Genomic DNA, 23,524 nt, shown 5'->3' on the forward strand with positions numbered 1-23,524 from the left:
TTACTCCTCTTCCTCAACATAACCAAAATGCGACTTGGCAAACTGTGTAATCATGCGTCCTCGCGGCGTGCGCTGCAAGAATCCTTGTTGTAATAAATAGGGCTCATAGACGTCTTCAATCGTCTGAGCATCCTCACCGATCGTAGCGGCGAGCGTCTCGAGTCCGACCGGTCCACCTCCGAACCGTTCGACCATGGACCGAAGTAACCGGTGATCGACTTCATCGAGACCGAGCGCATCGACGTGAAGACGGTCGAGCGCGTCGGATGCGAGCACGGGGTCGATTTCTTTCGTTCCAGCCACTTGTGCGAAGTCACGAACACGTCGCAATAACCGGTTCGCGATTCGTGGCGTCCCGCGCGATCGTTTCGCAATCGCTCCGCTCGCCTCAGGTGAAATCGAGAGACGGAACAACTGTGCCGTCCGACTGACAATGGCCGCTAATTCATGCGGTTCATAATATTCAAGCTTCAGTGTGACGCCGAAACGGTCACGAAGTGGTGCCGACAACATTCCGGCCCTTGTCGTCGCTCCGACAAGCGTGAACGGTGGCAGGTCGATGCGCACACTTCGTGCCATCTCGCCTTGTCCGTAGACGATGTCGAGACAGTAGTCCTCCATCGCTGGATAGAGAATCTCTTCGATTGTCCGGCTCAACCGGTGAATTTCGTCGATGAATAAGACGTCTCCCGGTTCAAGTGTCGAGAGGATTGCCGCCAAATCACCTGGTCGTTCAATCGCAGGGCCAGCGGTCGTCTTGATCCCGACACCCATCTCGTTGGCGATGATTTGGGCAAGTGTCGTCTTTCCAAGTCCAGGTGGTCCGTATAACAATACGTGGTCGAGCGTCTCACTGCGAAGTTTGGCGGCCTGAATGAAGACCGACAAATTGCCTTTCGCTTTTTCTTGCCCGATATATTGCTCGAAGCGCTGCGGACGTAAGCTCCACTCTTCAGAGTCTTCATATTGCTGATGAGATTGTGACAACAATCGTTCGTCCATAGCTTCCTCCTTATTTCAATAACAGCTGTAGCGCGCGTTTTATGTACGCGTCGGTCGTCAAGATTTCCCCGCTCAATGCTTTGCGTACTTTCGCAATCTCTCGTTCAGAATATCCGAGTGCGACGAGCGCTTCACACGCCTCGTCTAGTTCTGATGCACCTTGTGCGAACAATCCTTCGTTCGGCACATAATCCGGTGCGAGTTCGGATAGCTTCCCTTTTAGGTCGAGGGCCATCTGTTTAGCCGTCTTCTTACCGACTCCCGGGAACTTCGTCAAATACTTCTCATTCTCGGTTTCAATTGCGTCAATCAACGCATCGATATCGCCAGATGCGACGATGGCGAGCGCTCCTTTTGGTCCAATCCCGCTGACGCTAAGAAGCTTATTGAAGAGCTCCCGCTCCCGGCGTGACCGGAAACCGTATAGCGTCTGTTGGTCTTCACGCACGTAATGATGCGTAAATACGATTACATGTTCGTCTTGTTCACGATAAAAAAACGGGTTAGGCACATGTACTTTGTAGCCGACGCCCGAAACATCTAACGTTATATATTCCGCACACACATAGGCGACGGGTCCTTTTACGAATTCAATCACGGTGTACTCTCCTTTTCGGTCGGAAAAACTGCATTTATTGTACCATAACGGACGACACGAAAAAAGGACAGGCGTTTACCTGTCCTGAAGCGATTACCGTGCCAGCATCCGTTCAAGCGCACGTTTCGACAATTCTGTCGTGTCAGCATCGACACGAATCACATTCACTGGATCGGTCTCGAGTGATTCAAGCGACCAAAGTAGATGTTGCAAGTCGATTCGATTCATCGTGAGGCACGGACACATGAACGGGTTCAATGAGACGATATCAAGATGTGGGTACGTGGCCGCCAAGCGGTTGACGAGGTTCATCTCCGTTCCGACCGCCCATTTCGTCCCCGGCGCACTCGCATCAATCTTGTCGATGATATACGATGTCGATCCCGCCTCATCCGCTGCCTGAACGACGTCAAACGTACATTCCGGATGAACGATGATGCGGTGGTCCGGTTCGCGTTCACGAAACGTCTGAATTTGCGAGACGGTGAACTTCTCATGGACGGAACAGTGTCCTTTCCAAAGGATGACCCGAATTTGTTCGAGCTCGCCTTCCGCAACCAATTCTTCGTGAAGTGGGTCCCAGACGGCCATCGCCTCGAGCGGGACCCCGAGGTCATATGCCGTGTTCCGACCAAGGTGTTGATCCGGAAGAAATAAAATTCGTTCCCCGGCCTCAAGTGCCCATTTGACAATTTCATGGGCGTTTGACGAAGTGACGGTCGCCCCACCGTGACGACCGACGAACGCTTTGATGGCCGCTGTTGAATTGACGTATGTAATCGGTATGATTCCTTCTCCAAATCGTTCCGTCAGTTCTTCCCAGGCAATCTCCGTCTGATCGATATCGGCCATGTCTGCCATCGAACAACCGGCACGCATATCGGGCAAGACGACAATCTGGTCGTCCCGCGTCAACATATCAGCCGTCTCTGCCATGAAATGGACACCACAAAAGACGATGAATTCCGCCTCGCTCATCTGTTCCGCGAGTCGCGCGAGCTGGAGCGAATCTCCTGTCGCGTCTGCGAACTGGACGACTTCGTCTTTTTGATAATGATGTGCCGGCAAGAACAGTCGCTTCCCGAGTCGGTCTTTGACTGCCTGAATCCGCGTCTCCATTTCTTCCACCGAAAGGTTAGCGTACGTCGGTGGAAGTGTTCCGAGTAGTTGCATATTTCATTCCTCCTTGTAAATTCATACTACAGTCAAGCGCGCGCACTGAATGGGTCAATTGCCCGAGGGAGATCACATCGATGCGAATTCCTTTGTATGCGGCAATCGAATCGAGCGTGATGCCCCCGGACACTTCGGTTTTGATATGACGTGGGATATGCCGGACCCATTCTCTCAATTCATCCGGTGTACGATTATCAAGCATCACAATATCTGGTTTCGCCGGAATCGCCTCTAAGAGCTGTGTGAACGTCTCGACCTCGACTTCAATCGGGGTCGTATGCCCCACTTTAGCGCGTGCGGCATGAATGGCCTCTGTCACACCACCGAGTGCGACGATATGGTTGTCTTTGATCATGACGGCATCGTCGAGTCGGAGTCGATGGTTATAGCCGCCGCCGACACGAACCGCATACTTCTCAAGCATACGAAGGCCCGGGGTCGTCTTCCGTGTATCGGTAACGTGAATCGATTCGTCATTGAGAGAATCAACGCACTGACGTGTCATGGTCGCAACACCACTCACGTGTTGAATCACATTCAATAGGACGCGCTCCGTCTCTAAAAGGACACGTGTCTTTCCTTTCAAGACGATCAGTTCGTCGCCGATCGCGATTTGATGACCGTCTTCTTGGCAGAACAAGACATCAAACTGCTGAATCGTAGCAAGTTCTTGAACGATTGGTTTTCCGCAAAAGATCCCTTCTTCTTTCGCAACGATTGTTGCGACCGATTCATCATCCGGGTCAATCAACGCACTCGATAAATCGCCAAATCCGATGTCTTCAATCAAAAAGTTCTGCAGCTGTTCGCGTAGATAAATCGTGTTCATCATACCTCTCCATTTCAAGGATGCTTTGCGCGAGGAGACGCGCTGCATCGAGTTGTAAAGTTTGTTCACTTAATTGTCTTGTCACGTGTTTCGTCAAGGTCAATGATTGGGTATTTTGTAAGAAACATTTCATTTCTTCAAGACTTGGTGAGATTGTCAACCATTTACCGATTTGATGACGTAACGTTCGGAAGTCATCCGGTTTGATGTCGTAAGCCATCGTCTCACTTGACGTAAAGGATGAGTCATGTAGCTGAAGCGCTCGCGCGACCCGTTTCCCGAACACCCAACATTCAAGAAGCGAGTTCGAAGCCAACCGATTCGTCCCATGGACTCCTGTATCCGCGACTTCACCGACTGCGTATAATCCATCAACGCCGGTTCTTCCCATGTCATCCACTTCGATTCCACCCATATGAAAATGAAGACCTGGACGTACCGGAATCCGGTGACGATCAATCCCAAGCTTGTCGCATGTCAAAGCGAGTTTCGGGAAGCGGTCCCGTAGTCGTTTCACTGTCGTCGTATCTAGATAAACAGGTCCCGCTTGTTCAGTCAGGACCCAAGCCACCTCATCTCGAGGAGCGAGACTGCCAAGCGGATGATGCGCCATCACATGGTTTCCTTCCTTATCAACGAGCGTCGCCCCGGCTCCTCGGAGCGCCTCGGTTACGAGGTGAGGCTCATCAGTCGCCAGTAATGTGGGGTGAAATTGAATCCGCTGTAAGTGTGTCAGCTTAGCACCACATCGATTTGCCAGAACGAGACCATCGCCGGTCACGGTATGCGCGTTTGAAGTCCAATCGATCAGTCCACCAATGCCACCTGTCGCCAACACGACAGCACCGGCTTCAATATGTAGGACTTCTTCTTTATGAAACGCCATCGCACCGACGACTCGTCCTTCTTTCATCACCAGGTCATGTACGAGGACGTGTTCGAGCATTTTCACGTTGTCTGACAACGACTGACGTAATTGTCGCATGACATGACGACCCGTCTCGTCGCCACCGGCATGAAAAATTCGATGCGCTCGATGTGCGCCTTCTCGTCCGAGGGCATACTCGCCCTCTTCAAGATCAAATCGGACACCAAATCGCTCCATCTCTTCAATCGATTGACGACCTTCTTCGACGAGAATGTCTACTCGTGCTGAGCACGATGTCATGTTTGAAGCGAACATCGTGTCTTCTTTATGTGCCTCACTCGTCTCCTCAAGATACGAACTCGCAATTCCTCCTTGTGCCAAATCTGAGTTACTCTCCGTCACCCCGCCTTTTGAAACGAGGAGAACAGATAAAGAACCCGGCACATGCAAGGCCGTTGTGACGGCGGCAAGTCCAGTACCAATAATCAAAATGTCAGTTCTCTCTTTGTGTAAAGACACCTGTATATCACCTGTATTCCATATGTAATATTGACTTGTAAACTAGTTTCGCATAATTTTGTGTAGAAGACAACATGAGAAAAGGGGAGTCCATGATGAACCGCTACTTCGACTACGCCGCTACACATCCAATGACACATGCTGCATTAGACCATTACGTGGCTATGGCCCAAAACGTTTATGGGAACCCATCATCACTCCACACACAAGGATATATGGCTGAAGATTATTTAACTGAGGCACGACGTCTATTCAAACAAGCGCTCGGAATTGACGTCTTACGCGGAAAATTATTGTTTACCGGAAGTGGATCTGAGAGTAACTACATCGCGCTCACAAGTTTACGGAAACGTATGAAAGGCAAAGAAGTGATTACGTCTTGGCATGAACATGATTCGGTCTCCCTTCCACTTGAAGAATGGGAACGGGAAGGTGTGATTGTACATCGTTTGAAGTTAAAAGATGGAAAGTTTGATTTGGATCAGTTTACGCACCTACTTGACCGTGACATCGGACTCGTCACGCTCCAACACGTCAATTCCGACACAGGATGGGTGTTACCGCTTCATCACATTCAATGTTTACTGAAGTACAGAAAAATCCTCTTCCATGTGGATGGGGTGCAGGCACTCGGGAAAATCCCAATCTCTGTCGAAGGCATCGACGCCTACTCGTTCAGCGCCCATAAGGTCGGGGGACCAAAAGGCGTGGGGGCGCTTTATATGGAACGATTGATTCCACCGCCATACTATCCAGGTCATCATCAATATGGGATTCGTCCCGGTACGATTGACGTACCCGGAATCAGCTCTTTCGTGAAAGCACTCGGGGAACGACAGGAGCAATTGACGCGTTTTCAGAGAAATTTCATGGCGTTTCGTGCTATCTTGAAAGAGAAGACTTCAAGATATGTCAATTGGCTCGAGTTTGACGAACAAAGTCCCGCTATCTTTTCCTTCGTGTCGCATCAACGCGATGGGCAATGGTGGATGACTGAGCTCGATGATCTCGGGTTCCAAGTATCGGCCGGTTCGGCATGTCGTGCCGGCCAGAATGGACCGAACCGCATGCTCGAAGCACTCGGGTATGAAACGAGTGCCTGCCATGGACTCGTCCGTATTTCCTTCGGCGCACAAACGACCGTCGAAGACACATCGGCCCTCGCCGATGCCATCGTCACTTTAGCAAGGAGAGTCGAACATCATGAACAAACGTTTAGCCGGCGAAGAACGCCGTCGCACTTTACTTCAGCTGATTGAATCGAGCGCTGAACCAATCACAGGATCTGAACTCGCAAGGCACGTATCTGTCAGTCGTCAAGTCATCGTCCAAGACTTGTCGCTCTTAAAAGCGAAAGGTCATCAAATCATCGCCACAGCCCGTGGTTATGTCTATTTGCACGGGGACCTTACTCCGTCTACTTATTCGAAAAAGGTAGCTTGTCGTCACACTGCAAACGAGATGGAGGCAGAAATGAACGCCATCGTTGATGAAGGAGTCACGATCAAAGACGTCGTCATCGATCACCCAGTTTACGGTTCTATCACCGGTCAACTTATGGTGAAGAGTCGACGCGACGTTCGCGCATTTCTCGAACGTGTCAAAACACATGGGGCCTCCCCGCTCTCACAACTGACCGGGGGCTTACACATCCATACGCTCGAAGCAGATCATAAAGAGGCAATCGATGCTGCGGTGAAAGAACTGGACCGCCTTAGCATCCTCGTATCCGAATTAGATTGAAGGGACGTCACGAATATGTGACATCTCTTCTTTTTCTTTTGGTTCATGTCCGTTATACTGATGGATGGAACATCTTTCCTGAAACTTTTGAAAGGAGGACTTGTCATGAACGTTCTCGAGCATTTGCTTGCCGCATGCGGTGTCTTCAGCATCCCCATCGGTATCTTGATTCAATTCATCCCGAACGAACTCGTCCTCGCATACGGCGGCTTTCTCGTTGAATCACATGATGCGCCTTTCTTTCTTATGTTCCTACTGGCGTGGTTTTCATTCACGCTCAGTCAAATCGCTCTTTATTGGATTGGTCGGTACGGCGGTCGTCCCGTCGCCTTAAAACTGTATCGCTATTTTCGAATTCGGTCGGACAAGCAACTTCGGGCCGAACGATGGTTTGAGAAGTACGGGGCTTGGATCGTCTGTCTCAGTCTCTTTTGGCGACAGTTGTTCGCAGTGAGTGCCGGTGTGATGCGTCTGTCATTCCGTAAATTCTTGACAGTGACGACATTGATTTTTGCGGCCTGGTCCTTCGTGTTTATTCATGTAGGGATGATGCTCGGCAATAACTGGCGGATGATCGGGCACTTCATGGACAATGTTCTCCCATTCCTAGCATTTGGAATCGGCACGACCCTCGTCATTCGTCATTTTCGCCACCAACCAAAGCGTTTGAAAGAATCCGCCTAAACGTGACGGATTCTTTTTTTGTTGGAAAGGGAAACGATGGAATCTGTCGAATAAGAACTATGTAAGCGAATTGCGGTCATACATACAGGATACCGCACAACGAAAAAAGGAGGAATCACCATGTTCCATCGTCGCAAAACGTATACGATTCGACCTGAACGCCTGCAAGAATTCACCGACTTTTTTCATACATACATCTACCCGATCCAAGCGTCCCATGGCGCTCGTCTTGTCGGACGCTGGGTGACGGAAGACAAATCTGAGGTCATGGCCTTATGGGAATACCGGGACCGTGAACATTATGAGCAAGTCGAACGGGATTACCGAGGCAGTGCGTTACGGCGAGAAGCGATGAAAAAACGAGCCCGTCTCGGAAAAGACTTGTATATCAAATCGAGCGAAGAGTTCATGATGCCGACGGGACACTATACGCCACCTCGTACTATCGTCTCTGTGACGGCCCATATCACGAACGAAGCGGGCGAGGTCCTACTCGTCAAAAACATGCATCGGAACGACTCGTTCGAAATGCCGGGTGGACAGGTCGAAGAACATGAGTCACTCGTTGACGCCATCCATCGCGAAGTGCGAGAAGAGACTGGTGCAGAAATAGAAGTGGAAGGCATCACCGGGATTTATCAAAACGTCTCATCCCGCGTCCTCTGTGTCACCTTCCGCGCGAAATACGTATCAGGTGAGCTCAGGTCGCAAGCAGGCGAGACGCAAGAAGTCGGGTTCTATCCGATTGATGCGGGTAACGTCGGCGACTATATCAAGCGGGAACATTTCCAAATGCGCTTCCTTGATGCAATCGACCCGATTTATATGCCGTACGCGATTTATAAAGTACGTCCATATGAATTGATTGAACGGATCGAACGCCAGTCGGTATAACAAAAAAAGAGATGATTCGCTATGAGCGAATCATCTCTTTTGCTTATGCTTCTTGCATGTCTTCTTGCTTCGATTGGCCGGTCTCCACTAATAGCTTACGGACGCGACGTTTTTCCACGTGGAGGACGGTGAACGTCATGTCTTCATACATGACTTGCGCACCTTTCTCCGGGATGTCACCGAGCAATTCAACGAACCATCCACCCATCGTGTTTGAATCGATGTCTGGGTCTTTGATTCCCATCTCTTCTGCGAACTCATCAACATCCATATCGGCCATACACTCATACACACCTTCACGGAGACGTCTGAGATAGACGACGGATTCGTCGTGCTCATCCCAAATATCACCGACAAGTTCCTCGAGCATGTCTTCTAGAGTGATCAAACCTGCTGTCCCCCCGAATTCATCGAGGACGACAGCCATGTGAGACTGTTTCTGTTGGAGAATCGGAAGCAGTTCAATCAGTTTTGTCTGCGGTGACACGAACGTGACCGGTCGAATGAGCGAACGGACATCGGTCACTTCATCTCTCATCATCGAACGCAAGAAGTCTCGCTCCGACAAGACACCGATGACGTTGTCAATCGAGTCTTTATAGACCGGTAACCGTGAATGACCACCACTGAAAATCGTATCTTTGATTTCATCGAGCGTATCATCGATGTCGACGGCCAAAATATCAATACGTGGTGTCAGGACGTCATCCACGGAAATGTCGTTAAAGGCAAATGCGCTGTGCACAAGCTCAGCTTCCGTCTCGCCGAGAACACCTTCTTCTTCACCCATATCGACGAGCACTTTCAACTCTTCTTCTGTGACTGATGGCTCTTTATCTTTCATCCCGATGAGACGTAATGTCACATTTTTGAGACCTGTGAACACAACAGTGACCGGTTTGAGGATTTTGACAAGAAAGACAAGAATCCCGCTGATTGCGAGCGAGTACTTCTCTGCGAATTCTTTCGCGAGAGACTTCGGTAAAATCTCACCAAAAATCAAGATGAGAATCGTCGTTACGAATGTCGCAACAAGGAGTCCCGTCCCTCCGGTAAAGATCGTAGTCGCAATCGTAGTCGAGACCGTCGCCGAACCGATGTTGACGATGTTGTTCCCGACGAGGATTGTCGAGAGCGTATCATCGAAATTGTCGACAAGGCTGAGGACGCGCTTGGCACGTTTATCCCCATCCTCTGACATCCGAATCATCCGCACTCGGTTCACACTCGATAAGGCGGTCTCAGATGACGAGAAGAACGCTGACAATAGAATCAAAACTGCATATAGAATTAAACTTGACGAGGGCACAGGGTCCACGTTAGCTTCACACTCCGTTTCTTCTTAACAAATAATTTTTTACTCCACAAATTCGAATTCGAAATCGAGGATTGCGACGACGCTACCGTCTTCGGCACCCAATTTACGAAGATCGTCATCGACGCCCATCTGACGCATTTGACGAGCGAATCGCTTGATTGACTCATCATGGTCGAAGTTCGTCATCTTGAAGAGCTTCTCGATACGTGGTCCCGTGATGACGAAGCGTTCGTATTCATCGATGTGGATTTGATAACCTTTTTCTTCCTTCTCATAACGATACACGACACGAGGCGTCGCTGTCTTCTCTTCAAGCTCATCGAGTGGGAATTCAGGCGTCGTATCGACGAAGTTCGCCACTTCAATCAACAAGTTGCGAAGACCATCTTGAGCGAGTGCAGAGATTGGGAAGACTTTGACATCGTCCCCTACCTTCTTCTTGAACTCTTCGAGATGTTCCTCTGCGTCCGGCATATCCATTTTGTTCGCCACGACGACTTGTGGACGCTCGAGAAGGCGTAAGTTATACGACTCGAGCTCACGGTTGATTGTCGTGTAGTCCTCGAACGGGTCGCGTCCTTCCATTCCGCTCATATCAATCATATGAACGATGACTTTCGTCCGCTCGATATGACGCAGGAATTGGTGACCGAGACCGACGCCTTGACTCGCTCCTTCAATGAGACCAGGAAGGTCGGCCATGACGAAGCTACGGTCGTCCGCTGTCTTGACGACGCCGAGATTCGGTGTGATCGTCGTGAAGTGGTACGCCCCAATTTTAGGACGTGCAGATGAAACGACCGAGAGTAGCGTAGACTTTCCGACAGACGGGAAGCCGACGAGTCCGACATCAGCGAGTAATTTCAACTCGAGACGTAACTCGCGCTCTTGACCTGGTTCTCCGTTCTCTGCAATTTCAGGAGCCGGGTTGGCTGGTGTCGCGAAACGACAGTTCCCCCGTCCACCACGTCCACCTTTGGCAATCGTTGCTTGTTGTCCGTGCTCTGTCAAATCGGCGATGACCGTATCCGTTTGTGCATCGAACACGATGGTACCAGGTGGAACTTTGACGATGAGCGGCTTCGCTTTACGTCCGTGCATCCCTTTTGACATCCCTTTTTCGCCATCATAGGCGATAAACTTCTTCGAATAACGGAAATCAACGAGTGTACGTAACCCTTCTTCTACTTCAAAGACGACATCTCCACCGTGACCACCGTCACCACCTGCAGGTCCACCATCTGGGACATACTTCTCGCGGCGGAAGGCAACCATACCTTTTCCGCCGTCTCCAGCTTTTACAAAAATATTAACCTGATCGACAAACATTTATTTCCCCTCCTTTATGTGAAACGTAGTACTATCTACGTTCTGTTCGTACACATCGGCTGATGGGTTCACACCTGCCGGGACAGTGCCCGTGACGCGAACCATCAGTCCGTCCGTGAACGTCACATGAATCGGCCCGTCCGTGTCTTCTAATAAACGGACAAGCATCTCTGCCACTCGCGCGTCATCGATGGCAAGTTGGTCGGTCGAAATCGTATACGTCATCCGTCCTTCCCAATTCGCTTGAATCACGACAAGGCTCGTCTGCGGCACGTTCAGACGAACGAGCGCACTCTCCTCGTCAGCCTGTTTCCGATAGCGTTCGTAAAGTTCCTCGAGCTTAGTCGGATCGAGTGCCGCATAGAGTGAGATCAATTGAAGCCGATTCATCCATTCGTGACGGACGGTCGATAAGAGCTCGAGTGTCTGTTCTGAATCCATTTGATCCTCTCCTAGAAAAAAAGACTCTAACCAAAAAAGTGGCTAGAGTCTTCTGCGTCGTTCAACTTACGCGCCTGGGTAAACGCTCACTTGTTTCTTGTCGCGACCAAGACGCTCATAGCGTACTACGCCGTCAACTTTCGCAAACAAAGTGTCGTCGCCACCACGGCCAACGTTTTCACCTGGGTGAATCTTTGTACCGCGTTGGCGGTAAAGGATTGATCCAGCTGAAACTGTTTGTCCGTCAGCGCGTTTTGCACCGAGACGTTTCGAAATTGAGTCACGACCGTTTTTAGTCGAACCAACTCCCTTTTTCGAAGCGAAGAACTGAAGGTTCAATTGTAACATGAGGTCCACCTCCTATTGTTCAATTTGGATATATTCACCGTAGCTTTGGGCGATCGTGTCTAACTGCACGAGCATCCCTTCTAATAACAGTTGGGTGCGTTCCATATCCTGCGGTGATAAGTCAGGATACGTCTCGACATAAAAGTAACCACCCTCTGTTTGATCTGCCATTTCTACAAGAAGCGATTGACCCGCAAGCGTTTCGACGGCGTTATAGGCACCAAATATGATGGCTGAAACACCGGCGCACACCAAGTCAGAACCAGGTTCTGCAAAGTTGGCATGACCAGTCACTTCGACAGAGCGAATCAAATTCGCTTCGTCTCGTCTTACCTTGACCCGAATCATAGCTTACGCTTCGATTTTCTCGATGCGAACTTTCGTGTAAGGCTGACGGTGACCTTGCTTACGACGGTAGTTTTTCTTAGCTTTCATTTTGAAGACAGTGATCTTCTTAGCGCGGCCGTGTTTTACCACAGTACCGACAACTTTAGCTCCTTCTACGAGTGGAGCGCCGACTTTAACATCGTCACCACCAACAAAAAGAACCTCACCGAATTCTACAGAACCTTCGACATCAGCATCGAGTTTTTCGATGTAGATTTCTTGACCTGCTTCAACTTTGATTTGCTTACCACCAGTTTTGATGATTGCGTACATATACGTGCACCTCCTTGTTAAACTCAGACTCGCCATCCTGGGCAGGGCAAAAACCTTTAAAAACCCGTTCTGTGCGGTTGTAGCCATTTGGGTGCTTCCAAACGAACTAACGTTATAGATAATACCATTCTCAATTATTCATTGTCAACGACGAGATAAGAAATTCTGACATTCTTCGGACGTTCCATAAAACGCGAACTCTGGATTCCCTTCAACGAGGTGCACCTCGATGTCACATTCGTGCCAAGAAGCATCGTGCCACTTTTTTGGTAGCGAGAGTACGACCGCTTCATATTGATCGTTCAAATCAAGTAGTGCACGTTCGAACTGTGAGAAGATGGCCAGTTTCGAAGGCTTGCCGGCATACGTCATTCGATCTTGAATCGAGCGTCCCGTCCGTTCTCTCGACAACTCGAACAAGCCCATCCGTGTGAATCCATACACCTCGACACGTCGCGGATCACGCGCCCCAAGTTCTTTCATCTTTTTAAGGAGCCGAGTCTGACCTTCTTTCGAACCGCGCAAGAAATCAATAGTGATCATGCCTCCGATGTTACGCAAGCGCAACTGCTCCATGATTGTGTAGAGGGCGGCCTCGTTAATCGTGTCGGCCGCTCGTCCTTTGTCTTTGACGGCAACGTTCTTTCCGCTGTTCACGTCAATGACGGTCATCGTCTCGACTTGTTCGATTAGGACGAATGCCCCTCCGTCTAGCCAGACGACACGACTCTCGAGCTTCTCGATTGCGCCGTCGAGACGTTTCGCCTCAGGCATTCGTCCTTTCCCGATGTGACGTTTCACGGGGACGTCCAATCGTTCGATTCGTGCTTGTCCTTCTTTGTCATTCAGGAGGACCGATTCGACCACATGGCGTCGTACGAAGTGTTCACATAGTAACTCATCTTGTCCATAACGCTGATCAATCACAACAGTCGAACGTTCACGAAGAAGGTTCAGTTCTTCCTGTAAAGCATCAGGTGCCACTTGCCCGGCTTCCGTCCGAAACAGGACCCCTTCCTCTTCTGAAAGCTCGAGCACCTTCGAGAGACGATCCTGCGTGACGAGGTCAAGCTTCCGACTAAACAATTTCCGCCGACCAAACGGGAAGTAGACGAGATAGCGTCCGCCGAAACGAATATTTTCTGTCACTTTATGATGCTTACCGTTGATTCCTTCTTTCGTCACTTGAACGAGTCGCTTTTCCCCGACGATAGCAGCCTGACCGATTGCCGGCACCTCTGGGTAAGAGGCGAGCGCACGGAGCGTCTCTGCGATCGGCAGGAAGAACGTCGTCTCACCGTCCGTCAAAAAGGCTGCACCGAGCGACGGATGAATCCGTTCGATTGCAGCTTCGACGATCGTACCGACCGACAGTTGGTCGACAAACCGTTCCTCGACTTCAAGTAAACGTTCTCCGTCCACGAGCATCGCCCGCTCAACCGAAGGGGTGCGTTCATAGATTAACTTCATGTGCATCACTCCTTTCGACAGAAAAAGGCAACTTTCGTTGCCTTTACACTTTTTTCATTCCAAACTTCATCATCAGTTTTGCCCAGAAGCCGACCGGTGCCGCGTCCGTCTGAATCGACATGAGCGGGACCGATTCGCCGAGGATACGGCGTGTGATGTTCCGGTACGCCTGTCCGGCATAGTTATCTGGGTTCATCGTGACCGGGACCCCACGGTTTGCAGCAGCAATCACTTCCTCATCGTCAATCACGACGCCGAGCAGGTCAATCGAAAGAATCCGCATGATGTCATCGATGTCAAGCATATCACCTGACTCGACAAGGTGATTCTTGACTCGGTTGACAACCAGCTTTGGTGCATCGATATGCTCCGCTTGTTCAAGCATCCCGATGATCCGGTCTGCATCCTGAACAGCTGCCTTCTCAGGTGTCGTGACGACAATCGCCTCATCCGCTCCAGCAATCGCGTTCATGAATCCTTGCTCAATTCCTGCAGGACAATCAATCAAGACGAAATCATATTCCGTCTTCAACTGATCGACAATCTCCTTCACTTGTTCGGGATTGACCGATGTCTTATCTTTTGACTGTGCTGCCGGGAGTAGGTACATCTCCTCGAACCGCTTGTCGCGAACGAGCGCCTGGTTCAATTTACACTGCCCTGTGATGACGTCGACGAGGTTATAAATGCTCCGGTTGTCGAGTCCGAGAATGATATCGAGGTTACGTAATCCGATATCCGTGTCGACGAGACAGACCGAGTGACCAGACAAGGCGAGCCCCGTCCCGATGTTCGCGGTCGTCGTTGTCTTACCGACGCCCCCTTTTCCTGATGTCACGACGATGGCTCTGCCGTTTTTCACTTCTTTTTCTGTATGTACAGGCTCCACTACTTGCTCCATTCCACTCACCCTCTCTGTAATTCCATTGCATATGCGTCTTTCAGACCGGTCATGACGTGCCGGAGACGTGTCATCTCAATCCCGTCACTCGTCTGATACGCACAACCCATCTCGATTTCAGGAAGTTCTTCCTCGTCGTCGGAGGTGAGAACATGTTCGCCGATTGCTAAAAATTTCGGATGGAGCAGGCTCGCGGTAATCACCGCTTCTTCCCATCCTTCGACACCCGCACGTACATTTCCTCGTATCGTTCCTAAACAATAGATACTTCCTGTCGCCCGGACTTCTGACCCGGGATTGATATCCCCAATCACGAGCACAGAACCATCAAACGTCAGGACTTGCCCGCTACGAATCGTCCCACTGTGATAGTGGAACGTCTTTCTGCCGTACGTCGCTTTCGCTTCTTCCGTCAACATGACATCGCTCGACAAGTCTTCAATATAAAAAACGCCATGACGAGCGACGACCTCACGAATTTGACGTGACAGCTCCTCGTCAAGATAACGAGTACCCGCATGCAACTTCAGGGCAATCTTCCCGGACGGCGGCTCCATTTCTTGCAATGTCGCTTCTAAGTCCGTAAGCACCTCGTCGATGCCACTCTTCGGATTGAAGTGAATGGCAATGCCGTTGCGATGTCCTTTAATCGTAATGTGTCGTTTACGCTCCATCATGGCTACCCTCTTTTCACAACAGGTCGTGTCGTCACGTATCGCGTCATCGGATAATAAAGAATCACGATGGCGATGGCATTGACAAACATCGTCCCTGGAATCTGTTCAACCAATAGTGTTTGAATCGTCATCAACGTCCCACCAATCGCCGCCATGATCCCGTAAATCGAAACGGTGAAAACGAGAATCATAAACGTAAATGTGATGGTGACGGAGAAAAAGTTCTCACCTATATATTTTAACACGAAGCTGGCTAAGAGAGGAATGAGTGAAAAAGTAAATACGTAAATTCCGAGCAAGTCGGTGTAGACGATGTCATACAGCAATCCGAATACAAGACCAAACCCGAGCGCCGTTTCCCATCGACCGTACAGACTGACAAACATCAGTCCGATGAGCGTCAATAAGAGAAACGGCGTCGCATAGTGCCAAGAGAAAATCGATGCCCATGTTCCTTCAATAAGAAAAAGGAGGAACAGGGCGATGAACACTTTCATGTTACTCACCCGCTGCTCCTCCTTCCTCGGGACCCGTTAGAAACGGTTCGTCTAGTGTCCGATTAATCACGTACATTTGTGAGAACTCATTGAAGTCGGCCTCCGGTTTAATTCGGGCGACTTGTGAGACGCCGTATTCGTCCGTCTCAATCGACTCGATTGTACCAATCACGAGTCCGGCCGGGTAGCGTCCCCCGAGTCCAGAAGTCGATACGAGTTCTCCTTCTTTCAGCTTGACGCTATTCGATACTTTCGTGAAGAACAATTCGTTCGTTTCGGTATCGAATCCGTCAATAGTTCCATATGTCGCTTTACCGTCTGCATCTTTGACGACAGCCGAAACGTTATTCGTCCGATTGTTGTCGCTGAGCAACTGAACTTGTGACGTATAGGCACTCGTCTGGATGACACGACCGACCATCCCACTTGCCGCGGTTACGGCCATGCCTTTCTCAACGCCTCGTTCTGAACCGACGTTGATGGTGACGTAGCGTTGCCAATCGTTCGGTGTACGACCGATGACTTCCGCGGGAATGAGGTCGAAGTCGCGTAACGACTTGTCTTTCGCTTCGACCATCTTTCGAAGTTCCTCATTCTCACGACGCAAATCATCCGCTTCAACCGATACCTCGGCGTACTTCGCCAAATGTTCTTTCAGCTGGCGGTTCTCTTCGTAGATATCGCGGACGTCTGAGATGGAAGAGACCGTCGAGTCCATCCATCCGATTGGTACCGCGAACACTCGCTGGAACGTGCCGACCACATCACGCGTGACGTCTTGGTACCAGGCTGATTCCGATCGTCCTCGAATCGAAACCCCTAAAATGACAAAAAACAAGATCAGTACAACTAGCGTGATGATGAGCTTTTTATTACGTACGAATCGGCTCATCGTGTCTCACCTCTCATCGACGTGACGAGATGCCTGATTTCGAACGGAGGACGTCCATCATTTCAAGAGATTTCCCTGTACCAATCGCAACGCAGTCGAGTGGTTCATCCGCAACGAGTGTCGGGATATGTGTCTCGTCTGAAATCACGTCGTCCAAGTTTTTAAGGAGCGCGCCGCCACCAGTCAAGACGATTCCGCGGTCCATCACGTCAGCTGCGAGTTCAGGAGGTGTTTGTTCGAGCGTCTGCTTGACACCTGCTAAAATCGCTTCGACCGTATCCGAAAGTGCTTCACACACTTCTGTAGATGTGACTTCGATTTGTTTCGGAAGTCCTGTCACGAGGTCGCGACCACGGATTTCCATCTTTTCCGCTTCGTTCGATGCATCGATGCGCGCCGAACCGACTTCCATTTTGAGCGTCTCGGCCGTACGTTCCCCGATCATGAGGTTGTACTTGTTTTTGATGTAACGAATAATGGCATCATCCATTTCGTCACCACCGACACGAATCGATTGGCTTGTCACGATGCCGCCGAGTGAGATCACTGCGACTTCGGTCGTTCCGCCACCGATATCGACGACCATCGAGCCAGTCGGTTCCCAAACCGGGAGGCCTGCACCGATTGCTGCCGCGAACGGTTCTTCGATCGTATATGCTTCACGAGCACCTGCTTGTTTAGCTGCGTCTTCGACGGCACGTTTTTCAACAGACGTGATACCGCTCGGGACACAAATCATGACGTTCGTCTTCGATGCGAACAAACCGCCTTTTGATTTTTGAGCTTGTTCCATGAAGTATTTAATCATCGTTGCAGTCGTTTCAAAGTCAGCGATGACGCCGTCTTTCATAGGACGACGTGCAGAGACGTTCCCTGGAGTACGTCCAATCATATCTTTGGCCTGGTTACCAACGGCCTCAATTCTTCCTGTATCAGTGCGGAACGCCACGACGGACGGTTCACGTACAACAATTCCTTGACCTTTTACATAAACGAGCGTGTTAGCCGTTCCAAGGTCGATTCCGATTTCTCGGTTAAAACTACGAAACATAGGTGTTGCTCCTCTCTTCGTTACACTATTTTTTATTATAACGGAAAAATCATGTTTGAAAACGTTCATTCGATTACAGGTTATTTACAATAACCACATCTCAGTCCTGTCTCACCGTCTTTTAGTTTGCCTTCTTTTCGGTAAAAAGGCAAATCAAAAAAGCAGACGCGAGTAAGCGTCTGCCTAAGAAGAGAACGGTTACAAACCCGGTTGGAGCGGGATGAGTAACATCGCCCCGTAGAAGAAGACCGAGAAAATCAATACTGGTCGAAAGAAGCGGGACGGTTTCAGGCGTGTCGCTCCCGCCAAAAAGCTCGATGTCGTCACGACGAAAAGGTAGATGCCGACGTACATGAGCATGAGGCGGACGAGTACCGTCCACATGCCGAGTTGGTCGATTTCATTAAAAGAGAGCACAATAAGACCAATATAAGCGATGAGCGATAGAGCACCGACCCCGATGCCGACAAGCGGTGAGACACGGTCGAGCCAATGGTCCTCGTCGAACCGAAGGAAGAGCACCGTACTTACAAATAAAAACAAGATAAACAGGACAATCGAGAAAAGTGTCGGTTCTAAGTGTATGTAGCTGACGAATAGTGACATCCCGATCATCAAAACCCAAATGATTTTTTCCATAAAAACACCTCGTTTGTTTTCTAATCAAAATCCAGATTCGATTAGAGTAAACTACGTTCCTTGATCACAACTTTTTCAGTGCGGCAAGAATAGATTGTTGTATCAGATCATGCCGCTGCTCTTCATTTAAACGGACATACAGACTCTTCAAAAATGTTTTCACATTATGCACGACGCACCAAAATTTTTCCTCATCAAGATCTTGTTTACGTTCTTCTAAGAGATGTGGGAGCCGCTCCACATGACGAAGGATGATTTCAGAATCCATCCCTCGTTCGAGTAAACGTAGAATGGGATGGATAAGGCGTTCGTCTTCATCATGCGCCAACACCTCAGAACGCATGATTTGATCGATGATGACGTTGAAGAGTTGCGGAAATGACTCTGGATCCAGTTTCGGATTTGCGATCAGTTCGTCCACCGCGTCTGCCGCGTGAGCAATCGAGTGGGCCCACCCCTTCCCGTTGACATAACCTCTTGTATCTTTTTCGAGCTGAAGATATCGAATCAGACCTTCTGACGCCTGCTGGAATTGTTCATCTGTCAAAAAGTTCTCTTCTACATCCCGATGCAGAATCAAGGCCATCAATAAAGTCGTGAATGCTCTCGTGAAGACAGCGTCAGACTGTGTTTCTTCAATCCCATGAAACAAGAGAACATGCAAGGACGTCCCAAGGAGTTCACTCATCTTGTCGTAATCGATGTCTTTTTGTTCAATGATGAGGCGAAAGAATATCGTATAAATGAGTCGGTCACGGAGTTCGCCGTCCGTTGACTCGATATGCTGAACCATACTTGTGAGAATGGCTTCTTTGTTTTTTTCGTAATACGTTAAATCTCCATCTTTCATCATCTGAAGGGCTTCTTTTAATTCGTTTTCCGACAATACATTCATATTCCTACACCGCTCTTCTCAATATGATTCTCCATATAATCTTTAGCCAAATGACAGTATAAATAGCGCTGTTCATTCAGGCCTTTCATTCGGATGTTGTGATGACTCTTCTTCTCCGGAATAGATCATCCACAAACTCAACATCAAACAAATCAATCCGCCCAGACCAGTCGTAATCAAGGACAATTGCTCATCAAAAAATGCTTTACTGACTGCTAAGAAAAGGAGAAACAGCCAACCAATCAAATTCCATATCGTAATTCGCGACATTCGATAACCTCCTATGAACAAACTTATTCATCATTATTTCTGCTCTCTTCAAATTCTACATCTCCATTCACATTTTTCCAACTATATCCAAAATTTAATGAGGTGCCAGTGCTCTCGTAAACACAAAAAGCAGACATCACGATGCCTGCTCTCTACTCCTTACCCATTCATATATCCCCGCTGCTTCATGCTGACGTAATGGTCTTCCCCGATGATAACATGGTCGAGACAGGCGATGCCGACGATATTGCCCGCCTCACAGAATACATCACGAGGGTGTACGATGGAGGAGTTGAGCCCACCGACGAAGAGCGTCTTCCGGGCAATCAGTTGGTTCTTCGTATTCAAATACAGACATCTGAACTAGATATAAATACTATAATCACATTTACTTTCGTTCACTATCTTCATATTAAAATTAAATATTTTTGAAGTGGCGCGACAAACTCTTAAATAGAGTTCTTACTTATGATGTATCATACCTTCTTTTAACGATATAGACACATGACGACTTCTTCCTAGAGCATTATGCTTTGTATGACGTGATGATATTGGAGATTTTTAGATATAGCAAACCATTCCGCCAAGCAAGCGAAGAGGAACTAAACTGGATCTATACACGACTCACGACTGCTCTTGAGAGGCGAGATGTCATCTTCAGCATTGAAAAAATCCTAAAAGGTCGAGTCTTGTTACGCGTCAGCTGTGACAGCGACCTATGTTCTGTGTACTTCAATTTCATGACAGGTCGTTTTTCACGGCCGATAGATTTGTCTGTTCCTGAAAAAGACATTGCCCAATAAAAAAGGCCCCACTCGTTTTGAAATGCTCCCCGATAGGTAGACAGATGAAATAACAAATCTGTTTATTCTATTGGGGAGTGTTTTTTTATGGCGAGAAGTCGGCATTCGATCGAACAAAAACTGAGTGCGCTGCGCATGATAGAAGCAGAGACATACACATGGAAGGAAATTATGGAGGCCCATGACGTTTCTAAGGATGCCCTCCGGGTGTGGAAAGTGAAATTCGATACCGGTGGGATTGATGCGTTGAAGGAATCGAAGACATGGAAACTGTACACCAAGGAACAGAAGCTCGCGGCCGTCCGTGACTATCTCGATGGGTTCACTAAAATGGAGGTTCTCTCCAAACATCAAATCAGTGATTGGTCTGTTCTTCGGAGATGGATTAAGAAGTATACTAGTCATAGCGAGTTAACAGATTCGAGAAAAGGGATGGATCGAGCTATGGCAAAAGGGAGAAAGACCACATTCGAGGAACGCATGGAGATCGTCAGGTATTGCCTGGACAATGGACGGAACATCAACGGACGGCCGAGATGTTCGCCGTGTCGTATCAACAGGTCTATGGGTGGACGAAAAAATATGACGCCGACGGCGTGCACGAGCTCGAGGACCGGCGTGGACGGACGAAGCAAGAAGAGGAACTGACCAACGAGGAGAAGCTCGAACGTCGCATCCAACAAATCGAGCGGGAGAACGAGCGCCTCCGGGCCGAGAACCTGTTCCTAAAAAAGTTAGAGGAGATCGAGAGGAGAGGTTGATCAGCCAGATCCGGCTACAATTGCGTTACATGGCGATCGAGGAAATGTCGACAACCGATACGTTCCCGGTCGTGCTCCTGTGTGAGATCGCGCAGGTTTCACGGGCCGCCTACTATAAATGGTTGAAGCGTACCGTCTCGGTACGCGAGGAGGAGAACATGAGCCTACTGGAGGACATCCGCCTCCTCTATGATCAGGTGAACGGGACCTACGGCTATCGACGGATCACCATGACGGTCAACCGCAGACGACGTCAGCATGGCCTGCCGGCATACAACGAGAAGCGCATCTATCGTCTCATGCGCATCCATGAGATCCGTTCGGTCATCCGCCCGAAGCGAAAACGGTACAAAAAGTCGTCCCCGCAGCATGTGGCCGAGAACCTGATGAACCGGGAATTCAGTGCGTCCCGACCTGACGAGAAATGGTGCACCGACGTCACCGAGTTCAAATATGGCGCCGGGAAGAAGGCGTATCTGAGCGCGATCATCGACCTCTATGACGGCTCGATCGTCGCCTATCGCATCGGGAAATCTAACAACAACGCGCTCGTCTTCCAGACGATGATGCCAGCGATCGCGGGGCTCCGTACAGGAGCGGGTCCGATGATCCATAGTGACCGAGGATATCAATACACATCGAGAGGGTTCAGTCGCATGGTAGAAGATGCGGGGCTGACCCACAGCATGTCCCGGGTCGGACGTTGTCTCGACAACGCCCCGATCGAGAGCTTTTGGGGTACCCTGAAAGTCGAGATGTACTACCTGCGTGAGTTTCAGGCCTATAGCGAACTCACGTCGGCCATCGAGACCTACATATCATTCTACAACCATGACCGTTTCCAGAAACGGCTAAACGGCTTGAACCCTGTCGAATACAGGTCTCAAGCCGCCTAGTTTGGTTTTCATTATTTGCCCTGTCTACTTGACGGGGAGCAGTTCAGTTTGAGTGGGGCTTCGTGCGTTCAGATGCCTTTTGACTTGATGACCTTGCCATTGAGCTCAAGCGTCGTCTTGTCGTCCGGTTGCACCCAGGCACCTGAAGCAATTGCATGATTAAACGTCTGCTTGTAGCCGCGTTTTCCTGTTGTATCAACCTTGAACACATCCATAGGATTCAAGGTTGAATCGCGCCCCGCCTTCCAGATGTTCGACGAACGGAATAATGTTGGTGAGTACGTAGGATAGTCGATATCTGTGTCGAGCTCGATGTGTAGGTGAGGCGAACCGCCATAACGTCCGGTAGATCCGTAGTCGGCAATCTTTGCATTTTCCGGTACGACGACATCCCCGACCTTGACGTAAACCTCAGCAAGGTGCGCCATGCGGACCACGAGGCGACGCGCACCTTTCTTCGACCCATAGAGGACGTCAACTGGATTCTCACTGATAGCGATGACGCTACCGCCCATGAGTGTGTCATTTCCAACAGCAGTGACTTTCATTTTGAAAGGAGCATATACACTCAAATCTTTACGTTTTAGATCCGCCATATCAATCCCAAAGTGCTGAAATTCCATCGCTTTATGACAAGTGGGATTTTTGTATCCAGCGATGATGCGAGCATTGTTCAGTAACAATATAGCTTTCTCAATCATTTGTCTTCCTCCTTTGTAACTATAACTTCCTTCTCAGCTAATTCCTTATCAATAAGAACCTCTCGGCTGACCGGCTTGACTTGTTCGTCCTCTGGTGCCACGTCCTGTGCAATACGGTCAACGGTCGGCTCTGGTTTGTCGCCCTGTAACTGCGCGAGGACATCGACCAATTGTTGCGGAAGTGGCACACCTAGAAGCGCGCAGTTCTCGGTGACTGACAAACCTTTTCGAGCGATATAGTAATAGATCACGAGTGTACGCAGAACAGGCATCGAGTTATTCAACATCTCGTCTGCGAGAACAGCAACGATGATAACAAAAAAGACAACACCCTTCCGGATGCCCCCTCAAAACATAACATCGCTATTTATTTTTTTATACTTGGCTGCGGCAAGAAATCCTGTCATATAATCTATGACGATTAGTGTGACGAGCAGTTTAATCGCCACATCCCATCCCCCTAATAGAGCGGTGACTCTCGTCGCGATTATTACGACGATTCCCTCTGCGAATTGTTGTGTGCGCATAACGCGCCTCCTTTTCGGGATCTTGGCAGGTTGCATACACTGAGTGAGCCCCTTTGCATTAGTATGAATTACTCCATGAGAAAAGGCGCCGATAGAACGACGCCGAAACAAAATGAATTTATTAACATTGTTTAA

25 protein-coding genes, 3 pseudogenes and 1 other annotated feature are annotated in these 23,524 nt (G+C 49.4%); of the genes and pseudogenes, 5 read left to right on the plus strand and 23 right to left on the minus strand.

Features of this window, described 5'->3' with window-relative positions; all coding sequences use genetic code 11:
- The 5 genes from ruvB to P400_RS0112135 all read right to left on the minus strand — a co-directional run bounded on the left by ruvB (window position 1) and on the right by P400_RS0112135 (window position 4,992).
- A complete protein-coding gene (gene ruvB, locus P400_RS0112115) occupies window positions 1-1,002 on the minus strand; it encodes a Holliday junction branch migration DNA helicase RuvB (protein ID WP_026826455.1) in 1,002 nt (333 codons plus the stop codon).
- A gap of 10 nt (window positions 1,003-1,012) precedes the next feature.
- Window positions 1,013-1,600 (minus strand): Holliday junction branch migration protein RuvA, encoded by a 588-nt coding sequence (ruvA, locus tag P400_RS0112120; RefSeq protein ID WP_015881166.1) that lies wholly within the window; start codon window positions 1,598-1,600, stop codon window positions 1,013-1,015.
- 93 nt (window positions 1,601-1,693) lie between these two features.
- Window positions 1,694-2,773, minus strand: a complete 1,080-nt coding sequence (gene nadA / locus P400_RS0112125; RefSeq protein ID WP_026826456.1) for a quinolinate synthase NadA — start codon at window positions 2,771-2,773, stop codon at window positions 1,694-1,696.
- Window positions 2,736-3,605: a carboxylating nicotinate-nucleotide diphosphorylase gene (gene nadC / locus P400_RS0112130; RefSeq protein ID WP_026826457.1), complete on the minus strand. Its 870-nt coding sequence runs from the start codon at window positions 3,603-3,605 to the stop codon at window positions 2,736-2,738. The genes nadA and nadC overlap by 38 nt, the downstream gene beginning before the upstream one ends.
- Window positions 3,559-4,992, minus strand: a complete 1,434-nt coding sequence (locus tag P400_RS0112135) for an L-aspartate oxidase (RefSeq protein ID WP_026826458.1) — start codon at window positions 4,990-4,992, stop codon at window positions 3,559-3,561. The genes nadC and P400_RS0112135 overlap by 47 nt, the downstream gene beginning before the upstream one ends.
- Window positions 4,993-5,087: 95 nt before the next feature.
- On the opposite strand from P400_RS0112135, the gene P400_RS15180 reads away from it, so the two are divergent.
- The 4 genes from P400_RS15180 (at window position 5,088) to P400_RS15395 (ending at window position 8,313) form a co-directional block, all read left to right on the plus strand.
- A complete protein-coding gene (locus P400_RS15180; RefSeq protein WP_051545984.1) occupies window positions 5,088-6,251 on the plus strand; it encodes a cysteine desulfurase family protein in 1,164 nt (387 codons plus the stop codon).
- Complete coding sequence (locus P400_RS0112145) at window positions 6,196-6,735, plus strand: transcription repressor NadR (RefSeq protein WP_026826459.1); 540 nt, start codon at window positions 6,196-6,198, stop codon at window positions 6,733-6,735. Before P400_RS15180 ends, P400_RS0112145 begins: the two co-directional genes overlap by 56 nt.
- Before the next feature lie 105 nt (window positions 6,736-6,840).
- Window positions 6,841-7,419 carry a DedA family protein gene (locus P400_RS0112155; protein ID WP_026826460.1) on the plus strand — a complete coding sequence of 193 codons (579 nt, stop codon included), beginning with the start codon at window positions 6,841-6,843 and terminating at the stop codon, window positions 7,417-7,419.
- Between the two features lie 120 nt (window positions 7,420-7,539).
- Window positions 7,540-8,313 carry an NUDIX domain-containing protein gene (locus P400_RS15395; protein WP_026826461.1) on the plus strand — a complete coding sequence of 258 codons (774 nt, stop codon included), beginning with the start codon at window positions 7,540-7,542 and terminating at the stop codon, window positions 8,311-8,313.
- Between the two features lie 43 nt (window positions 8,314-8,356).
- Here the strand turns inward: P400_RS15395 and P400_RS0112165 are convergent, their stop codons facing one another.
- From P400_RS0112165 to P400_RS15570, 16 genes and pseudogenes are all read right to left on the minus strand, one after another.
- Window positions 8,357-9,631, minus strand: a complete 1,275-nt coding sequence (locus P400_RS0112165) for a hemolysin family protein (RefSeq protein WP_026826462.1) — start codon at window positions 9,629-9,631, stop codon at window positions 8,357-8,359.
- A 39-nt stretch (window positions 9,632-9,670) separates the two neighbouring features.
- Window positions 9,671-10,960: a GTPase ObgE gene (gene obgE, locus P400_RS0112170; protein WP_026826463.1), complete on the minus strand. Its 1,290-nt coding sequence runs from the start codon at window positions 10,958-10,960 to the stop codon at window positions 9,671-9,673.
- Entirely contained in the window at window positions 10,961-11,401 is a 441-nt protein-coding gene (locus P400_RS0112175) for a Spo0B domain-containing protein (RefSeq protein ID WP_026826464.1), read from the minus strand. It lies immediately after the preceding gene.
- 66 nt (window positions 11,402-11,467) lie between these two features.
- Entirely contained in the window at window positions 11,468-11,749 is a 282-nt protein-coding gene (gene rpmA, locus P400_RS0112180) for a 50S ribosomal protein L27 (RefSeq protein ID WP_026826465.1), read from the minus strand.
- Window positions 11,750-11,761: 12 nt separating this feature from the next.
- A complete protein-coding gene (locus P400_RS0112185) occupies window positions 11,762-12,097 on the minus strand; it encodes a ribosomal-processing cysteine protease Prp (protein WP_026826466.1) in 336 nt (111 codons plus the stop codon).
- Between the two features lie 3 nt (window positions 12,098-12,100).
- Window positions 12,101-12,409, minus strand: coding sequence for a 50S ribosomal protein L21 (rplU, locus tag P400_RS0112190; RefSeq protein WP_026826467.1), 309 nt, complete (start codon window positions 12,407-12,409; stop codon window positions 12,101-12,103).
- 15 nt (window positions 12,410-12,424) lie between these two features.
- Window positions 12,425-12,498, minus strand: a sequence feature (ribosomal protein L21 leader region).
- Between the two features lie 55 nt (window positions 12,499-12,553).
- A complete protein-coding gene (locus P400_RS0112195) occupies window positions 12,554-13,879 on the minus strand; it encodes a ribonuclease E/G (protein ID WP_026826468.1) in 1,326 nt (441 codons plus the stop codon).
- Between the two features lie 43 nt (window positions 13,880-13,922).
- Window positions 13,923-14,780: a septum site-determining protein MinD gene (gene minD, locus P400_RS0112200; protein WP_051545985.1), complete on the minus strand. Its 858-nt coding sequence runs from the start codon at window positions 14,778-14,780 to the stop codon at window positions 13,923-13,925.
- 5 nt (window positions 14,781-14,785) lie between these two features.
- Window positions 14,786-15,454 carry a septum site-determining protein MinC gene (locus tag P400_RS0112205; protein WP_235181854.1) on the minus strand — a complete coding sequence of 223 codons (669 nt, stop codon included), beginning with the start codon at window positions 15,452-15,454 and terminating at the stop codon, window positions 14,786-14,788.
- A 5-nt stretch (window positions 15,455-15,459) separates the two neighbouring features.
- Window positions 15,460-15,954: a rod shape-determining protein MreD gene (mreD, locus tag P400_RS0112210; protein ID WP_051546024.1), complete on the minus strand. Its 495-nt coding sequence runs from the start codon at window positions 15,952-15,954 to the stop codon at window positions 15,460-15,462.
- Window position 15,955: 1 nt separating this feature from the next.
- Window positions 15,956-16,846, minus strand: coding sequence for a rod shape-determining protein MreC (gene mreC, locus P400_RS0112215; protein ID WP_026826472.1), 891 nt, complete (start codon window positions 16,844-16,846; stop codon window positions 15,956-15,958).
- A 13-nt stretch (window positions 16,847-16,859) separates the two neighbouring features.
- Complete coding sequence (locus P400_RS0112220; protein WP_026826473.1) at window positions 16,860-17,897, minus strand: rod shape-determining protein; 1,038 nt, start codon at window positions 17,895-17,897, stop codon at window positions 16,860-16,862.
- Window positions 17,898-18,095: 198 nt separating this feature from the next.
- A complete protein-coding gene (locus P400_RS0112225; protein ID WP_026826474.1) occupies window positions 18,096-18,536 on the minus strand; it encodes a hypothetical protein in 441 nt (146 codons plus the stop codon).
- A gap of 64 nt (window positions 18,537-18,600) precedes the next feature.
- Window positions 18,601-19,431 (minus strand): DUF2785 domain-containing protein, encoded by an 831-nt coding sequence (locus tag P400_RS0112230; RefSeq protein WP_026826475.1) that lies wholly within the window; start codon window positions 19,429-19,431, stop codon window positions 18,601-18,603.
- A 72-nt stretch (window positions 19,432-19,503) separates the two neighbouring features.
- On the minus strand, window positions 19,504-19,701 hold the full coding sequence (locus P400_RS0112235) for a hypothetical protein (RefSeq protein ID WP_026826476.1): 198 nt from the start codon (window positions 19,699-19,701) through the stop codon (window positions 19,504-19,506).
- A gap of 159 nt (window positions 19,702-19,860) precedes the next feature.
- A pseudogene (locus tag P400_RS15570) lies at window positions 19,861-20,064 on the minus strand (JAB domain-containing protein); the annotation flags it as partial.
- A 527-nt stretch (window positions 20,065-20,591) separates the two neighbouring features.
- Here P400_RS15570 and P400_RS15575 point away from each other — a divergent pair.
- Window positions 20,592-22,161 (plus strand): annotated as a pseudogene (locus tag P400_RS15575) (IS3 family transposase).
- A 68-nt stretch (window positions 22,162-22,229) separates the two neighbouring features.
- Here P400_RS15575 and P400_RS0112255 read toward each other — a convergent pair.
- Window positions 22,230-22,862: a peptidoglycan DD-metalloendopeptidase family protein gene (locus P400_RS0112255; protein ID WP_026826479.1), complete on the minus strand. Its 633-nt coding sequence runs from the start codon at window positions 22,860-22,862 to the stop codon at window positions 22,230-22,232.
- Window positions 22,859-23,425: pseudogene (locus P400_RS15810) on the minus strand (phage holin family protein). Before P400_RS15810 ends, P400_RS0112255 begins: the two are co-directional and overlap by 4 nt.
- Window positions 23,426-23,524: the final 99 nt, after the last annotated feature.

This window comes from Exiguobacterium marinum DSM 16307 (assembly GCF_000620845.1).
Classification (GTDB): Bacteria; Bacillota; Bacilli; order Exiguobacteriales; family Exiguobacteriaceae; genus Exiguobacterium; species Exiguobacterium marinum.

Coding starts and splice junctions, on each gene's coding strand:
- ruvB (WP_026826455.1), bottom strand. CDS start 1,002: ATGGACGAACGATTGTTGTCACAATCTCATCAGCAATATGAAGACTCT.
- nadA (WP_026826456.1), bottom strand. CDS start 2,773: ATGCAACTACTCGGAACACTTCCACCGACGTACGCTAACCTTTCGGTG.
- nadC (WP_026826457.1), bottom strand. CDS start 3,605: ATGAACACGATTTATCTACGCGAACAGCTGCAGAACTTTTTGATTGAA.
- P400_RS15180 (WP_051545984.1), top strand. CDS start 5,088: ATGAACCGCTACTTCGACTACGCCGCTACACATCCAATGACACATGCT.
- P400_RS0112145 (WP_026826459.1), top strand. CDS start 6,196: ATGAACAAACGTTTAGCCGGCGAAGAACGCCGTCGCACTTTACTTCAG.
- P400_RS0112155 (WP_026826460.1), top strand. CDS start 6,841: ATGAACGTTCTCGAGCATTTGCTTGCCGCATGCGGTGTCTTCAGCATC.
- P400_RS15395 (WP_026826461.1), top strand. CDS start 7,540: ATGTTCCATCGTCGCAAAACGTATACGATTCGACCTGAACGCCTGCAA.
- obgE (WP_026826463.1), bottom strand. CDS start 10,960: ATGTTTGTCGATCAGGTTAATATTTTTGTAAAAGCTGGAGACGGCGGA.
- P400_RS0112175 (WP_026826464.1), bottom strand. CDS start 11,401: ATGGATTCAGAACAGACACTCGAGCTCTTATCGACCGTCCGTCACGAA.
- rpmA (WP_026826465.1), bottom strand. CDS start 11,749: ATGTTACAATTGAACCTTCAGTTCTTCGCTTCGAAAAAGGGAGTTGGT.
- P400_RS0112185 (WP_026826466.1), bottom strand. CDS start 12,097: ATGATTCGGGTCAAGGTAAGACGAGACGAAGCGAATTTGATTCGCTCT.
- rplU (WP_026826467.1), bottom strand. CDS start 12,409: ATGTACGCAATCATCAAAACTGGTGGTAAGCAAATCAAAGTTGAAGCA.
- P400_RS0112195 (WP_026826468.1), bottom strand. CDS start 13,879: ATGAAGTTAATCTATGAACGCACCCCTTCGGTTGAGCGGGCGATGCTC.
- minD (WP_051545985.1), bottom strand. CDS start 14,780: ATGGAGCAAGTAGTGGAGCCTGTACATACAGAAAAAGAAGTGAAAAAC.
- P400_RS0112205 (WP_235181854.1), bottom strand. CDS start 15,454: ATGGAGCGTAAACGACACATTACGATTAAAGGACATCGCAACGGCATT.
- mreD (WP_051546024.1), bottom strand. CDS start 15,954: ATGAAAGTGTTCATCGCCCTGTTCCTCCTTTTTCTTATTGAAGGAACA.
- mreC (WP_026826472.1), bottom strand. CDS start 16,846: ATGAGCCGATTCGTACGTAATAAAAAGCTCATCATCACGCTAGTTGTA.
- P400_RS0112220 (WP_026826473.1), bottom strand. CDS start 17,897: ATGTTTCGTAGTTTTAACCGAGAAATCGGAATCGACCTTGGAACGGCT.
- P400_RS0112225 (WP_026826474.1), bottom strand. CDS start 18,536: ATGGAAAAAATCATTTGGGTTTTGATGATCGGGATGTCACTATTCGTC.
- P400_RS0112230 (WP_026826475.1), bottom strand. CDS start 19,431: ATGAATGTATTGTCGGAAAACGAATTAAAAGAAGCCCTTCAGATGATG.
- P400_RS0112235 (WP_026826476.1), bottom strand. CDS start 19,701: ATGTCGCGAATTACGATATGGAATTTGATTGGTTGGCTGTTTCTCCTT.
- P400_RS0112255 (WP_026826479.1), bottom strand. CDS start 22,862: ATGATTGAGAAAGCTATATTGTTACTGAACAATGCTCGCATCATCGCT.